Annotated in this window: 13 protein-coding genes and 1 pseudogene; 5 read left to right on the forward strand and 9 right to left on the reverse strand. The window is 65.7% G+C overall.

The features are described 5' to 3' along the window. Positions 1–234 precede the first annotated feature (234 nt). A complete protein-coding gene (glpK, locus tag B116_RS0120470; RefSeq protein ID WP_027661174.1) occupies positions 235–1752 on the forward strand; it encodes a glycerol kinase GlpK in 1518 nt (505 codons plus the stop codon). On the opposite strand, the gene B116_RS0120475 is transcribed toward glpK, so the two are convergent. The 3 genes from B116_RS0120475 to B116_RS0120485 form a co-directional block, all read right to left on the reverse strand. Further along, positions 1753–2721, reverse strand: coding sequence for a DUF817 domain-containing protein (locus B116_RS0120475; RefSeq protein WP_018720196.1), 969 nt, complete (start codon positions 2719–2721; stop codon positions 1753–1755). Positions 2722–2909: 188 nt separating this feature from the next. Beyond that, positions 2910–4547 (reverse strand): peptide ABC transporter substrate-binding protein, encoded by a 1638-nt coding sequence (locus tag B116_RS0120480; protein WP_018720197.1) that lies wholly within the window; start codon positions 4545–4547, stop codon positions 2910–2912. A gap of 279 nt (positions 4548–4826) precedes the next feature. Then, entirely contained in the window at positions 4827–6464 is a 1638-nt protein-coding gene (locus tag B116_RS0120485; protein WP_027661175.1) for a peptide ABC transporter substrate-binding protein, read from the reverse strand. Between the two features lie 386 nt (positions 6465–6850). Between B116_RS0120485 and B116_RS27655 the strand changes: the two are divergent. Beyond that, a pseudogene (locus tag B116_RS27655) lies at positions 6851–7047 on the forward strand (hypothetical protein); the annotation flags it as partial. Here the strand turns inward: B116_RS27655 and B116_RS0120490 are convergent. Then, positions 6998–7792 (reverse strand): MBL fold metallo-hydrolase, encoded by a 795-nt coding sequence (locus B116_RS0120490; protein WP_027661176.1) that lies wholly within the window; start codon positions 7790–7792, stop codon positions 6998–7000. The pseudogene B116_RS27655 and the gene B116_RS0120490 sit on opposite strands and share 50 nt — an antisense overlap. 263 nt (positions 7793–8055) lie before the next feature. Further along, the gene (locus tag B116_RS0120495; RefSeq protein WP_027661177.1) at positions 8056–8454 is read right to left on the reverse strand and encodes an NUDIX hydrolase; all 399 of its coding nucleotides are present in this window, start codon (positions 8452–8454) and stop codon (positions 8056–8058) included. A gap of 83 nt (positions 8455–8537) precedes the next feature. Between B116_RS0120495 and B116_RS0120500 the strand changes: the two genes are divergently transcribed. Continuing rightward, positions 8538–9014 carry an NUDIX hydrolase gene (locus B116_RS0120500; protein WP_033667751.1) on the forward strand — a complete coding sequence of 159 codons (477 nt, stop codon included), beginning with the start codon at positions 8538–8540 and terminating at the stop codon, positions 9012–9014. A 23-nt stretch (positions 9015–9037) separates the two neighbouring features. On the opposite strand, the gene B116_RS28445 is transcribed toward B116_RS0120500, so the two are convergent. From B116_RS28445 to B116_RS25530, 3 genes are read right to left on the reverse strand one after another with little or no spacing between them, the layout of a single operon-like run. Continuing rightward, positions 9038–9238, reverse strand: coding sequence for a flavin reductase (locus B116_RS28445; RefSeq protein ID WP_317888970.1), 201 nt, complete (start codon positions 9236–9238; stop codon positions 9038–9040). 20 nt (positions 9239–9258) lie between these two features. Continuing rightward, entirely contained in the window at positions 9259–9453 is a 195-nt protein-coding gene (locus tag B116_RS0120510; protein WP_018720204.1) for a hypothetical protein, read from the reverse strand. Further along, positions 9453–9683, reverse strand: a complete 231-nt coding sequence (locus tag B116_RS25530; protein ID WP_033667752.1) for a hypothetical protein — start codon at positions 9681–9683, stop codon at positions 9453–9455. The genes B116_RS0120510 and B116_RS25530 overlap by 1 nt, the downstream gene beginning before the upstream one ends. A gap of 209 nt (positions 9684–9892) precedes the next feature. On the opposite strand from B116_RS25530, the gene B116_RS0120520 reads away from it, so the two are divergent. Both B116_RS0120520 and B116_RS0120525 read left to right on the forward strand, forming a co-directional pair. Continuing rightward, on the forward strand, positions 9893–10639 hold the full coding sequence (locus B116_RS0120520; RefSeq protein WP_018720206.1) for a Scr1 family TA system antitoxin-like transcriptional regulator: 747 nt from the start codon (positions 9893–9895) through the stop codon (positions 10637–10639). After that, positions 10627–10818 carry a DUF397 domain-containing protein gene (locus B116_RS0120525; protein WP_027661180.1) on the forward strand — a complete coding sequence of 64 codons (192 nt, stop codon included), beginning with the start codon at positions 10627–10629 and terminating at the stop codon, positions 10816–10818. Before B116_RS0120520 ends, B116_RS0120525 begins: the two co-directional genes overlap by 13 nt. Before the next feature lie 132 nt (positions 10819–10950). On the opposite strand, the gene B116_RS0120530 is transcribed toward B116_RS0120525, so the two are convergent. Further along, a complete protein-coding gene (locus B116_RS0120530; protein WP_027661181.1) occupies positions 10951–14766 on the reverse strand; it encodes a carbohydrate binding domain-containing protein in 3816 nt (1271 codons plus the stop codon). Positions 14767–14832: the final 66 nt, after the last annotated feature.

A 14832-nucleotide genomic window follows, 5' to 3' on the forward strand; every position in this document is an offset into this window, starting at 1 on the left:
GCGGTGGTTGGGAGAAGCGCGGCGTATCGGCGTCGGGGAGAACGGTGTGCGCCGGGCATCCGCCTGTTCGGCATTCACGTCGGGCGTGCCATTCATCCGCTCTGCGGGCGTTGGGCCAACGTTTCGACCAGAACTGGGCCTGTTGCCCACCCGATTTATGGTCCGATTTGCGGTACCCCATCCGGTCCACGTCTGATCGACTTATCCGGACGACCTGTGAAGGAGAGCTCCCGAATGGCCGATTTCGTTGCCGCGGTGGACCAGGGCACCACCAGCACCCGCTTCATGATTTTTGACCACGGTGGTAACGACATGGGGCGCCACCAACTCGAGCACCAGCAGATCCTGCCGCGGCCCGGCTGGGTCGAACACAACCCGGTGGAGATCTGGGAGCGTACCCAGACCGTCATCCGAACCGTGCTGTACGAGCACCGCCTCACTGTCACCGACCTCGCCGCGCTTGGGATCACCAACCAACGGGAGACCACCGTGGTGTGGAATCGCCGGACTGGCCGGCCCTACCACAACGCCATCGTGTGGCAGGACACCCGGACCGACCGGATCGCCTCCGCATTGGAACGTTCGGGGAAGGGGGAGGTGATCCGTCGTAAGGCTGGCCTGCCGCCGGCGACGTACTTCTCCGGCGGCAAGATCCAGTGGATTCTGGAGAACGTGGACGGGGTGCGGGAGGCGGCCGAGCGTGGGGAGGCCATCTTCGGCAACACCGACACCTGGCTGTTGTGGAATCTCACCGGCGGCACCGCGGGCGGCGTGCACGTTACCGATCCGACCAACGCCAGCCGCACCATGCTGATGAACCTGACGACGCTGGACTGGGACGACGAGTTGCTCTCCTTCTTCGGCATCCCGCGGGCAATGCTGCCGCAGATCCGACCGTCGTCGGACCCGGATTCCTACGGTGTCACCGCTGCCCACGGCCCGTTCACCGGCGCGGTCCCGCTCACCGGGGATCTCGGCGACCAGCAGGCAGCCACCGTCGGTCAGGTTTGCTTCGCTCCGGGAGAGGCCAAGAACACCTACGGTACGGGCAACTTCATGCTGCTCAACACCGGTACGGAGCTGGTCCGTTCCCGGGCTGGCCTGCTCACCACCGTCTGCTACCAGTTCGGCGACCAGTCACCGGTGTACGCGCTGGAGGGCTCGATCGCCGTCACCGGATCAGCTGTGCAGTGGTTGCGCGACCAGTTGAAGATCATCAACTCTGCGGCGCAGAGTGAGATGCTGGCCCGCCAGGTGGATGACAACGGCGGGGTGTATTTCGTGCCCGCCTTCTCCGGCCTCTTTGCCCCGTACTGGCGTTCCGACGCCCGTGGCGTGATCGTCGGCCTGTCCCGGTTCAACACCGACGCCCACATCGCGCGCGCCACCCTCGAGTCGATCTGCTACCAGAGTCGAGACGTCGCCGAGGCCATGGCGAAGGACTCCGGGGTAGCGCTGGAGCGCCTCAAGGTTGACGGGGGTGTCACGGAGAACGACCTGTGTATGCAGTTGCAGGCCGACATTCTCGGTGTCCCGGTGAGCCGCCCGACGGTCGCCGAGACCACCGCGCTCGGCGCCGCCTACGCGGCGGGCCTGGCGGTTGGCTTCTGGCGCAATACCGACGAGCTGCGCGAGAACTGGAACGAGAGCCGGTGTTGGCAACCCACCTGGCCGTCGGAGCAGCGCGAGGCCGGGTATGACCGCTGGAAGCGGGCCGTGCAGCGTACCTTCGACTGGGTTGATCTCGACTGATCAACCCAATTTGGTCTTGTTGGGTTGTTCTAGGGAGGTTGAGTGGGAGCCCGGGTGGCCGGTTGCTCCCGCCTCCCGTTCTTCCCGTTCCCCCACAACATCTGGCAAACCCGAGGCGGACCGTGGCGGATACACCCACGCCACCAACACCACCGAGATGATCATTAGCAGGAACCACGACCCCAGTTTGCTGGCGGACACCGGATGCCAGCCCTCGGCCTGGTTGGGGTAGGTCCACGCGTGCGACCAGGTCGAGATGTTCTCGGCAAGCCAGATGAAGACTGCGACGAGCCCGAACGCGCAGAGCACCGGCATCCGCAGGCGGCGCCGGAAGACCCGGAAGTGAATGACGCATCGGCCGAAGACCACCACCACCCCGATCATGATCGGCCAGCGGAGGTCAGCGAGGTAGTGGTGGGTGTAGAAGTTGACGTAGACCGCCGCCGCCACCCCGGCGGTCAACCACTGCCGTGGATAGCGGTCGAACCGTAGGTCGAACAGGCGATACACGCGCACCAGATAGGAGCCGACCGCGGCGTACATGAAGCCGGAGAAGAGTGGCACCTGCCCGAGCCGGAGGACGCCATCGTCGGCATAGGCCCACGAGCCGACCTCGGTCTTGAATATCTCCATGGCGGTACCCGCGAGGTGGAACAGGATCACCACCCGAAGCTCCCGCAGCGTTTCCAGACGCGTGGTGACCATGACGATCTGGATCGCGAGCGCCGCGAGCGTCAGGGCGTCGTTGCGCGCCAGCGCCACGTCGTCGGGCCACCACAGTCGGGCCGCGACCACCACCGCAAGCATCGCGGCGCCGAACACGCAGGCCCACGCCTGTTTGGCGGTGAAGGCGACGAGTTCCACCGCCCAGGCTCTGTAGCCGGTACGTGGAGTGTGCTCAAGCCACGCGTGCACCCGACGGTCCAGGGCGCGTTCGGGACTGGTGAATGTCGCATCGTCGTCGGACAAGGTGGGGTTCCTGTGCAATCGCTACCGCTACGGCCCTGGTCGGTGAAGTTCACCGACCAGGGCCGCCTCGTCGTTGTCGCCTCCCTGGGCCGGGGTGGCAGCAGCCGTTGGGTCTCGGCCCGGAGATCATACGTACGATCCGTGGCTGCTGCCCACCCGTCCCACAGGTTGGATCAGGTTGCTGAAGCTCAGTTCTGCTTCAGCGAGGTCTCCCCGTAGGCCGCGCCAGATACCTGGTTCCAGACGAAGGTGTCCACGTTTTCGCTGTAGAGCGCTGCCTCTTTACGCCAGAACATCGGGATGACCGGCAGTTCCTCGGCCACGATGTCCTCGGCCTGCTGGTAGAGGGAGATGGCCTCCTCCAGGCTCGAGGCGGAGTCACCCTTCTTCATCAGGCTGTCGAACTCGGCGTTGCTGAAGGTGCTGTTGTTGCTGTCGTTGCCGCTGGCGTAGAGCGGAGTCAGATAGGTCTCCAGGAACGGGTAGTCCGGGCCCCAACCGAGCCGGAACGGTCCGGTGAACTCTCGATTGTCGGCCTTGTTCAGGTACTCGGGGAACTGCAGGTTGACCCTCAGCTCGTAGTCGATGCCCAGCGCCGCCTTGATCTGGTCGCCGACCGCCTGCAGCCAGTCCTCGTGGCCAGAACCCGCGTTGGCCCACAGGGTCAGCTTCTTGCCCTCCGGCCAGCCGCCGGCCGCCGCGAGCAGTTCCTTGGCCTTCTCGACGTCCTGCTCGCAGTAGGTGCAGACACCCGGGCGAGCGCCATCGAAGATCGGCGCCACGAAGCCGGTGGCGGGGGTGTATCGGCCGTCGAAGACCGCGTTCACGATCGACTGTCGGTCGATCGCCAACGAGAACGCCTGACGGATCCGCTTATCGGTGAAGGCGTCGTTGTACAGCGGCATGCCGACGTAGTTGAGGCTGTCGCCCTCCTGCTCGTGCAGGCGGTCGCCGTAGTTGGCCTTGGCATCCTTGAAGCGCGCCGGTGGGATCGTGTACATCACGTCCAGTTCGCCGGCCTGGAAAGCGGCGTAGCCACTGTCCACGTCGGCGAAGATCCGATAGTAGATCTCGTCGGGCTTGCCCGGCTCACCCTTCCAGGTGTCGCTGCGGACCAGGTTGATCTCGACCTCGTGTTCCCACTGACCGTCGATCTTGTAGGGGCCGTTACCGATCGGCGTCTCGTTGCAGGCATCGATGTCGTCAACGCAGGCCTGGGCCATCGGGAAGAACCCCGAATACCCAACAATCGTCGGAAAGCCGCTGAACGGCGCCTTGAGCTCGACGGTGAAGGTCAGGTCGTCGATCTTCTTCAGGCCGGACATCGTCTCGGCTGTCGGTGCCGGCGCCTCCGCCGGGCCCTCGCCGTCCGGGTCCTTGGGCAGGACCGCGTCGATGCCGGCGATCCGCTTCATGAAGTAGCCGTTGTTCTGGGCGTTCGGCCCGTAGGCGGCGTAGTTCCAGGAGCGGATGAAGGAGTCGGCGTTGACCGGCTCACCGTTGTCGAAGGTGTAGCCGTCCTTCAGTTTGATTGTCCAGAGTGTTTGGTCCTCCGAGTCGATCGACTCGGCGAGATCCATCTCCGGTTCACCGGTCTTGGCGTTGTACTTGACCAGACCACGGTAGAGCTGACGGATCACGTAGATCGCCGGCTCGTCATCGGCATTCGACGGCAGCAGGAACGCCGGCTCCGAGGCGTAGACCCGCAGCTGACCGCCGGACTGGTCGGCAGCATCCTCCGAGTCGTCGCTGCCACCACCACAGGCGGTGGCCAACATGGCGGTGGCGGTCGCTGCGACCGCCACCTTCAAGAACTTCCCGCGCATAGGAGTGCCTCCTCAGGGCGCTCGACTCACGAGGGGGTGTGAGGTGTCTATCACTGTGACATCAGACACGTGAGGGCGAGAAGGCGTGTTATCAACCCGATACCCGGCCGGGACGGTGCGTATATCAGCCGAGATCAATTTGACCGAATCTACGTCCGGGGATTCGGTGTCGACGCGGTGGCCGGGGTGGCAGCAGCTGTTGGTGTTGGCCCCAGAGGGTATCCGGGACGATCCACGGCCGCTGCCACCCCTTCCATATTGGTGGGATTAGGTGAAAGTTCAGTTCTGCTTCAGCGAGATCTCACCGTAGGCCGCACCGGATACCGGGTTCCAGACGAAGGTGTCGACGTTCTCGCTGTAGAGCGCCGTCTCCTTGCGCCAGTAGATCGGGAGGGCCGGCATTTCTTCGGCCACGATGTCCTCGGCCTGCTGGTAGAGGGAGATGGCCTCGTCGAGGCTCGGGGCGGAGTCACCCTGCGCCAGCAGCTTGTCGAATTCAGCGTTGCTGAAGGTGGTGTTGTTGCCGTCGGAGTTGCTGCCGTACAGCGGAGTCAGAAATGTCTCCAGGAACGGGTAGTCCGGACCCCAGCCGAGCCGGAACGGTCCGGTGAAATCATGCTTGTCCGCAACCTCCAGGTATTCAGCGAACTGTAGGTTGACCTTCAGCTCGTAGTCGATGCCCAGCGCGTTCCGGATCTGGTCGCCGACGGCCTGTAGCCAGTCCTCGTGGTTGTTACCCGCGTTGGCCCACAGGATCAGCTTCTTGCCCTCCGGCCAGCCCCCCGCTTCGGCCAGCAGCTCCTTAGCCTTCTCGACGTCCTGTTTGCAGTAGGTGCAGACTCCTTCGCGCGCACCGTCGAAGATTGGCGCGATGAACCCGGTGGCGGCAACGTTCCGACCGTCGAAGACGGCGTCGATGATGGACTGGCGATCGATCGCCAACGAAAGCGCCTGGCGGATTCGCTTATCCTTGAAGCTGTCATCCCACAATGGCATGCCGACGTAGTTGAGGCTGTCGCCCTCCTGCTCGTACAGGCGGTCACCGTAGCTGGCCTTGGCATCATTGAAGCGCGCCGATGGAATCGTGTACATCACGTCCAGCTCGCCGGCCTGGAAGGCGGCGTAGCCACTGTCCACGTCGGCGAAGATCCGGTAGTGGATCGCGTCGGGCTTGCCCGGCTCACCCTTCCAGGTGTCGCTGCGGACCAGGTTGATCTCGATTTCGTGTTCCCACTGACCGTCGAGCTTGTAGGGGCCGTTGCCGATCGGCGTCTCGCTGCAGGCATCCACGTCGTCGAGGCAGGCCTGGGCCATCGGGAAGAACCCCGAATACCCGACAATCGTCGGAAAGCCGCTGAACGGCGCGTTGAGCTCGACGGTGAAGGTCAGGTCGTCGACCTTCTTCAGGCCGGACAGAGTCTCGGCTGTCGGTGCCGGTGCCTGCGCCGGGCCCTCGCCGTCCGGGTCCTTGGGCTGGACCGCGTCGATGCCGGCGATCCGGCTCATGAAGTAGCCGTTTTTCTCGGCGTTCGGCCCGTAGGCGGTGTAGTTCCATGACCGGACGAAGGAGTCGGCGTCGACCGGCTCGCCGTTTTCGAAGGTGTAGCCGTCCTTCAGTTTGATTGTCCAGAGCTTCTGGTCGTCCGAGGTGATCGACTCGGCCAGGTCGTTCTCTGGTTCACCGGTCTCGGTGTTGTACTTGACCAGACCACGGTAGAGCTGACGAATCACGTAGATCGCCGGCTCGTCATCTGTAGCGGACGGCCGTAGAGAGGCCGGCTCTGCGGCGTAGACCCGCAGTGTGCCGCCGGATTGCTTGTTGCCTTCCTCCGGGTCGTCGCTGCTACCGGTGCAAGCGGTCATCAACATGGCGGCAGCGGTTGTCGCTACTGCCGCTTTCAGAAGCTTTCCTTGCATAGGAGTGCCTCCCCAGGGCGCTCGGTTCACGAGATGTGAAGTGGTGTCACTTTGACACCAAGAGCACGACGGCGAACAGGCGTGTTATCAACCCGGTACCTGGCCGGAACAGGACGTACACCGTCTCAGAGCGTGCCCACTACGCATAGCAGGCAGCTTTAAGGAATATGGGGCTACTCATTGGACAATTGGGTGCTCACCGTGCGACGAACAGGTGGTAGCCCTCGCTGATCGGCTTGAGTGCCAGGGCGACGCGGCCCAGCATGCATAGACTTCATCAATACTCATTGATTGGGTCATGGGGCTTGGCGAGGCGGGTGAGGCTGCCTAATGAGGACCAAGTGGGGTCGCGCTCGTCGCCGGACCCACCACTTCGGTGGGCAGCGAGCAGGTTCCAAGATGTGGACCACTGGATTCAATGTGGTCGCACGGCGGGCGGGCGCTGCTACAACACCTGCCGGCCGATCGGCTCGACGCGGCGACCGCCGACGCGGCGCGGGTGCTGGAATCCGTCCGGGATTGTTCTGCCCCGTTCAGCGTCGACTGTCCAGGTCCAGACGGTCGGCCAGCCCGGCGGCGGTGAAAGCGGTGACAAGTTCGTGGCGGCCCTCGGTGAAGTGGGCCCAACTGTCGTAGTGGGCGGGAACCACCCGGCGAGCGTCGAGGATTCTGGCTGCCTCAGCGGCCTGAGCGCTGGTAAGGACGATGGGCGCTCCGTCGAAGAGTAGGCCAGGGAAGCACGGGGCACCGGCGAAGAGGATGGCTGTGTCTATTGGTCCGAAGTGCTCCGCGATCTCCCTAACGGAGCCGAGCGAGGCGTTGTCGCCGCTGACGTAGTAGGTCGGCAGGTCCTCGCCGGTCAAGACGAAACCCACGACCTGGCCGGTGACCCGTTCAACGTCCTCGCGCGCGCCAGGTCCGTGGATGGCGGGTACACCGGTCACAGTGATCGTGCCGCCGCCGGGGCGATGCAGCTCGATCGGTTGCCAGTCGGCCAGCCCTCTGGCCCTGTCGCCCAGGCGCCGTGCGCCGCCAGGCGTGGTGAGGGTGCGGGGGACATGGGTGAGCAGGGCCCGGCCGGAGTCGTCGAGGTTGTCCGGATGCTCGTCGTGTGAGAGCAGGACCACGTCGACGTGGCCGAGGTCGACGACACCGCCGGAAGGGGGAGCGGTCTTGGTCAGGATCTTTTGGCCCGCCGCGTAGTAGTCACCCGGAGCGTCGAAGGTCGGATCGGTGAGGAACCTCAACCCGCCGTACTCGAAGAGGGCGGTCGGGCCGCCAAGGACACGGACGGGGAACTGCCCGGCGGTTGTGTGAGCTGTAGCCACGACCAACTCCTCACGGGGAAATGCCTGTCTGTCCGTGGGCTGACGGTAGTTCGACTTTGTCAACAGCACTATGGCACTACCCGGTGGACAGTTCATCGAGTTTCCTCGGCGCACCCGAGGCGGCGGGTCACTGGCTCACGAGGCGGGTGGAGGTTCGCGTCGCCGAGGGGGCGGCGACGCCTTCCCGTGTAATCGCTGCCTGCGCAACATCTTGGAGCGTCGCGACGCGGACCCTTCCGGACCCGAGCCATGAATCCCCACGACTAGCGCAGCTGGGCCATCTCGTGTAGATGATCGAAAATGATCTGATCGACTGGGGAGACCCGGTGACGGTCAGCGTGGGTGAGCCAGACGATCTCCTCGATTTCGCTGCTGGGCCGTAGGAGGCCGTGGTAGTTGGCGGTGTAGCAGGTCATCCGGACCATGATTCCGTCTGGGTGTCCGTGGGCCTGGGCGCGGAAGGTTCCGACATGCGTGGCGGTGTCGGGGGCTATGGTCACGCTGAGTTCTTCCTGAATCTCGCGGACGAGTGTGTCAATATCGCCTTCGCCGAGCTCGCGTTTGCCGCCCGGGATGTAGTACACGTCCTTCCTGCGTGATCGGGAGCTGAGGATTCTGCCGTTTTCGAGGTGGATCCAGGCGATCTTGTCAATGGTGGTCATGTGACACTCCGGAGTGGCCAGCTGTGTTTGTCCCGGGCCGTCGTGATCTGCAGCCCGGGCAAGGCGAGCTAGGGTCGGCGGTGATGAAGGCAATCTATCGGCCGGCCGTGCGGGTGATCTGTCTGGACGCTGCAAGCCGCATCCTTCTCCTGCGTTGGCATGATCCAGTTGACCGGGTGCGGCTGTGGGAACCGCCCGGTGGCGGCATCGAGCCGGGTGAGACGCCGTTGGTGGCAGCACGACGGGAGTTGCTGGAGGAGACCGGGCTGGACCCCGGGGCGGTCCTTGACCGGTCGGTGCCGGTCGAGCGGGACGTGCGGTGGAAGGGCAAACGGTATGTCGGTCCGGAGGACTTCTTCGTGGCGTACTTCGCTGCGGACCGGCCCTTACTGACCCGGACCGGCCTTCTCCCGAACGAGCAGGTCGAGTTGCATTCGTACGTGTGGGTGTCGTGGTCGGAGCTGACCTCGCTTCCGGATCGGGTCGAACCACCGCAGCTGCTGACCGTGCTTCGCGCGCTGCAGCCGGACGGACCCTGGTGCGAGGCAGGTAGCGGATAGCGGCGGCAGCCGTGCCATTGTGCCTAGGTCCACGACAGAAAGCGGTGATAGAGGCCGGACTCCTTGTGGACCTGTGTGAGTTGGATGTCCGCCTCGGCCAAGAGTGCCGCCAGGTAGAGACGGAGCGCGACACGGTTGTCGCGATACTCGGTCAGGAGGGCGACTCGGGCCGACGGGCAGGGCCACTCGGTCCGACAGGTCTCGCAGCCCCACAGAGGGCGCATCGGCAGAAGCGGCCGATCGGTCACCGGAATGCCCCGATCACGATGGCGGTGACGACGACTACCACGATCAGCGCGGTGACCAGCTTCTGCCGGGCGGTGGGTGGGTTGATGTCCGGCGGATACTCCGGGTGCACCCGGTCACCGTCCGGCAATCGGGGTGGGCCGGACGGGTCACGGCGGGGACGTAACTCTTCGGGTCTGTTGTGGTCGGCCATCAGAGCATCCGCAGCCCGGTGAGCACAGCTTCAAGGACATCGTTTGCGGGGTGCTGGGTGTAGCCGACGCGGGCCCGACCGACCGCGCGAAGGCCGGACAGCAGCAGCTTGAGATCCTCCTCAGACGCGATGGGTGGACGCTGGGAATCGATCACGTCGGCGAGTGCGATCCAGCGCTTTCGTAGGGGAAGTTGCGTGGGTCGTAGTGAATCGGTGACACGTGTCGACACGGCAGACTCCAGGGTGCGTGGGTTTGGGTAGGGGCTGGATGCCCCTACCAGTTCCTCGGACGAGGCCGGTTCGACAGCGCGACCGGCGGGTCTGGGCCCTCCACCGGCTCGCGCCGTCTACAAGGCACGATGCCAAGGGTTGTGTAGCAGTAACACCGCGTAGCATTATGTAACTGAGACATCCGGGACGAACACGATGAGGTGACGGGATGAACCGGGTCGTCCAGATTGCGATGGCTGAGGCTGGCGAAACCGCTGACAGCATTGCTGCTCAGGTCGGAGTCGACCCAAAGACGGTGGCGCGGTGGGTGACTCAGGGGCGGATTCCGCAGACACGGCATCGCGCGCAGGTTGCCGAAATTCTTAAGCGGGACGTATTAGATCTCTGGCCGGATGCACAAAGACGAAGGGAACCTGCCTGGTTTCGTCCGTGGACTGAGGTCGAGCGAGACGCAACCGGCTTGCGGTGGTTCGAATCAGCGGTACTGCCAGGGCTGTTGCAAACGGAGGCGTACACTCGCGCTGTCCTCAGTAGCGGTCCCCTGATCAATGATGTCGAAAACCACATCGGCACCCGACTCCAGCGGCAGGCGGCCGTCTTCGAGCGCGCCCGACGGCCGCTGTCCGTCTTCGTGATCGACGAAGCCGCACTTCGCCGGGGAGCACCCGAGATCATGGAGCCCCAGCTTGACCACCTCGTGACGATGGCACAACAGCCCAACGTTCTGGTGCACGTGCTACCCCTCGACGCGGGACTACACCCAGGTCAGGCCGGACCGTTCATCATCGCCACCACACCTGAGGGAGATGACATCGGCTACGTGGACGACCAGGCGGCCGGGCGCATCACGAAAGACGTGGCCACGCTCTGGGCGGTCTGGGATACCGTAAGGTCGGTTGCGCTCCCGCGCAGCCAGACCATCGAATTTTTGAGAGCGCGATCATGGCTGACCTGACCAGCGCCCGCTGGCGCAAGAGCTCCCGTAGCAGCTCCAATGGTGGGGCGTGCGTCGAAGTAGCGGACAACCTTCCTGACCTCGTGGGTGTTCGGGACTCCAAGGATTCGACCGGGCCGGTCCTGGTGTTCGGTCCGGTGGCGTGGCGGGCTTTCGTGCACCACCTCAAGCAGCACTGACCAGCCCAGCACACCCGGTTTCCGGGCTCCTGACGGCAGCGGAAGGCCCGGCCCACTCGGGGGCCGGGCCTTCGTGTCGTGCTCGGCGGAGCCGGGTCCGGTTGAACGCGGACGCCGCCCACCTGGCTACGGTCAGCCGGCCGCGATCCGCCAGGCCGCGGCGAGCTTCCACGTCGCCGTGGTCGGCTTGCCGGTCAGGAGCGCGTGCTCCGCGTCCGCGGTCAGGGTGGAGGTTCGCGCCGCCGAGGGGGCGGTGACACCCTCTCGTACGATCGCTGCCTGCGTGACATCTCGGAGCGTCGACACCAGCAGCTTGTGCTGCGCCGCGTTGTCCCGGCTGCTGAAGGCCAGCAGGGTGGAGACCGCCGTAAGCTCGGTGACCACCCGCCGCTCGTCGCGGACCGAGCCGTCGTCATGCCAGGAGCTGTCGTTGCGCAGCGACCGGTCCAGCACCTTCACCGCGGCCCGGGTCCAGCCGTCCTGCTCGATCGCGGCCAGCTCGGCCCGCAGCTCGTGCAGTCGGTGCTGGGTCGCGTCGGTGCGCAGGCCCCAGCCGTATGGGTAGAGCGGGTCGTAGCTGGCGTCACCGACGTTGATCGGCTCCTGATCCAACGAACGCGGCCAGGAGACCGGCAGTTGACCTGTGAAGGGCTGCTCGCCGAAGAGTACGTCGGCGACGCCGGCGCCCTCGGTGCCGGGCAGCCAGGAGGCCACCACGGCGTCGGCGGGGGCGAGTGCGTCGTCGAGTACCAGCGGACGACCGGAGACCACCAGTACCACGCAGTCGTCCACCGCCGAGCAGACCGTGTTGACCGTGTCCCGCTCGGCGGCGCTCAACGTCATGGTGAAGCCGTTGTTGCCGACGTCGCCCATGCCCTCCGCGTACGGCTGCTCGCCCACGACGACGACGGCCCGATCGTGCCCGTCCAGCGGGGCGGAGGCGTCGGCGCTGAAGGTCACCTCGGCGTCCGGCGCGACCTGTTGAATGCCGTCGAGGATGCTGGTGCCAGGGGTGATGTCGCCGTTGCCGCCCTGCCAGGTGATGGTCCAGCCGCCGGCCTGCGCGCCGATGTCGTCGGCGATGCTGCCGGCGACGTAGAGCTTGCCGGTGTCGGCCAGCGGCAGCACCTGATCGGTGTTGCGGAGCAGCACCTGGGACTTCGCGGCGGCCTCGCGGGCCACCGCCCGATTCTCCGGCGAGCCTACATCGGCCAGGTTGGTCCGGTCGGTGAACGGCTGCTCGAAGAGTCCGAGGTGGAACTTCTGGGTCAGGATTCGACTGACCGCGTCGTCGATGCGGGACATCGGTATGTTCCCGGCCTCGATCTCGCCGAGCAGTGTCTCCTCGAAACGCTGGTACTCGTTCGGCACCATGATCATGTCTAGTCCGGCGTTGATCGAGATGCGTACGTCGCTGTCGTAGTCCCCGGGGATCTGATCGATCGCGGCGTAGTCGCTGATCAGGAAGCCGTCGAAGCCGATCTCCTGCTTCAGGACGTCGGTGAGCAGCTCCTTGTGGGCGTGCATCTTGACTGGGTTGCCGACCCCGTCCTCGGTGAAGTCGACGCTGGAGTACGACGGCATGATCGTTCCCGCGTTGTGCTTACGCACCGCCGGAATGTACGGCTCCACGTGAACCCGGTCGAACTCTTCCCGGCTCATGACGACGACGCCCTGGTCAATCGGGTACCCGCCGTTGCCCGGCCGGTACTCGGTCCCGCCGTCGCCGGCGTAGTGCTTCACTGAGGCGAGCACCCGGTCGGCGTCCTTCCGGTCGGCCAGCGCGCGGCCCTGGAGCCCGTCGATCACTGTCTCATTGGCGATCACCAGCGCCGGGTCCTCCCCGTACGCCTCGTAGGTGCGCCCCCACCGGTCATCGCGAGCGACGCAGGCGCAGGGCGCGAACGACCACTGCGGACCGGTCGCCCGGGTCTCCTCGGCGGTGACGTGTCCGACTCGTTCGACCAGCTCCGGGTCCCGAGCCGCGCCGAGCCCGATGTTGTGCGGGAAGATCGTGGTGCCCTGGACGTTGCTGTGGCCGTGCACCGCGTCCACGCCGTATAGGAGCGGGATCTGCAGTCGGGTCTGCAGGGTGTACGTCTGGTACCCGTCGACCATGTCCGCCCAGGACTCCGGGGTGTTCGGGGTGGGCGTCGAGCCGCCACCGGAGAGCAGCGAACCGAGTCGCCAGGTGGCCAGGTCGTTCGGCGAGTCGAGGGCGTTCCGCTCGGCCTGGGTCATCTGGCCGACCTTCTCCTCGACCGACATCCGCCCGAGCAGGTCGGCGACCCGCTCCGCAACCGGCCGGGAGGCGTCCAGGTACGGCAGTCCGTGCGCGTTGAGCACGATGTTCGGCGGGTTCTCGGGTACGCCGATGCCGTTGCCGGAGAGGACCAGCGGGATGGTTTCCGCGACCTCTGCCTGCTCGTCGGCGCGGGTCTGGACGGTGATCTGCCGGGTGGTTCCGGAGGCGGTGCCGGCGGGGAAGACGAACTCGCCCTCGACCGGCTCGTAGTCCTCGCCGGCGGTGGCGGTGCCGGCGCCCGTGGCGTACCGCAGGGTCACCTCGTCTTCCAGCGGCGCGTCATCGGTGTTGGTGAGCTGGATCGTGACGGTGGTCGACTCGCCCTCGTCGAGGAGGCTGACCGCTGGGTCGGCCGCGACCCGTACCGTCGGCCCGACCTGCGGGACGCCGTAGACCTCGACGTCGTCGATGCGGAAGGTGTCGGCGTACCCGGAGCGGGGCTGCATCGCGTAGCCCCACATCTGGTCGAGGTCCAGCTCCTGGTTGATACCGCCGATGGGTTGATAGTCGGTGCGGTACTTGAACTGCGAGAACGGGAGCTCGACCAGGCGCCAGCCGACCCAGTCCTCGGTGAAGCTGGTATTCCAGAGCTCGCTGTGGTCGGCGTCCACCCCGCCGTCCTTGATTTCCACGTCGATGCGGCGCCCGGCGCCGGGCGCGGCCGGTGGCACGGTCAGCGGGCTGAAGTACCAGAACCGGAATCCGCCGAAGCTGCTCCAGTCCTGCGGTTCGGTGTTGAAGCTCAGGTTCTGCCCGAAGCCGGCCCAGCTGGTGGTGGTGTCGATGGCCACGGAGAGGGCCTGGTTGTCGGCCGGGGTGCCGTCCCGGGCGGCGTCCACGTAGCTCAGCTGCGGGATGCGAGAGTCGTCCCCGCTGAAGGTGATGATGCCGGGCTGACCACCGGGCGGGTTGAGCTGCGGCTGCGGGGCCTCGAAGTCGGCGACCGTCGCCACGTTGGTGAAGAGCTCCACCTGGTCGAAGTGCAGTTCGCCGGCGCCCTGCGGCAGGTTTACCGCGAAGCCCCACATCTGGTCGAGCTGCAGCTCCTTGTCCTTGGGGCCGTCCGCTGGCTGGTAGCTGGTGCGCCAGACGAAGTCGGGGAAGATCGTCCGGATCTGCTTCCAGCCGGTGGAGTCGTCGATGAAGAACGACTCCCACAGCTCGGAGGCCTCACCGTGCTCGCCGCCGTCCTTGATCTCGAACTGGACCTGCCGGCCGCTGCCGTCCCCCTTCACCCAGAACGAGAAGCCGTCGTACGCCCGCCAGTCCTGGTGGCCGTCCGGCGCGATGAAGTTGTGGGTGAACCCACCCCAGCCGTTGATGTCGTACCGGACGGAGAAGGCGTCGTTGTCAGCGCCTGCGCCGGGTCGGTCGTCGCTGGCGACGGTCTCCACTTCGGGCTGCTCGGGTTCGCTGGAGGCGAAGAGGAAGACCTCGGGGGGTACGCCGTCCTCGTAGTCCTCGATGGTCTGTGTGGCGCTGGCCGGCGATGGCGCGACGGCGGTGTTGGCGGCGAGGACTGGGGCGAACAGGTTCTGCGCGGTCCCGGGCAGGACCAGAAGGGATGCGGTGAGGGCGAGGGGGAGCAGGGCGGCGGTTCGGGTACGTATGCCGCCCCGCCTGCGATCAGGTTCTGGCTGCACAATGCCTCCTGTAGATGGGTTCGGGAACGCTCCCATCGATTGTTGTAAGCTACAACATATTGGCTC

The sequence above is a fragment of the Salinispora fenicalii genome (genome assembly GCF_000514815.1).
Lineage (GTDB): Bacteria > Actinomycetota > Actinomycetes > Mycobacteriales > Micromonosporaceae > Micromonospora > Micromonospora fenicalii.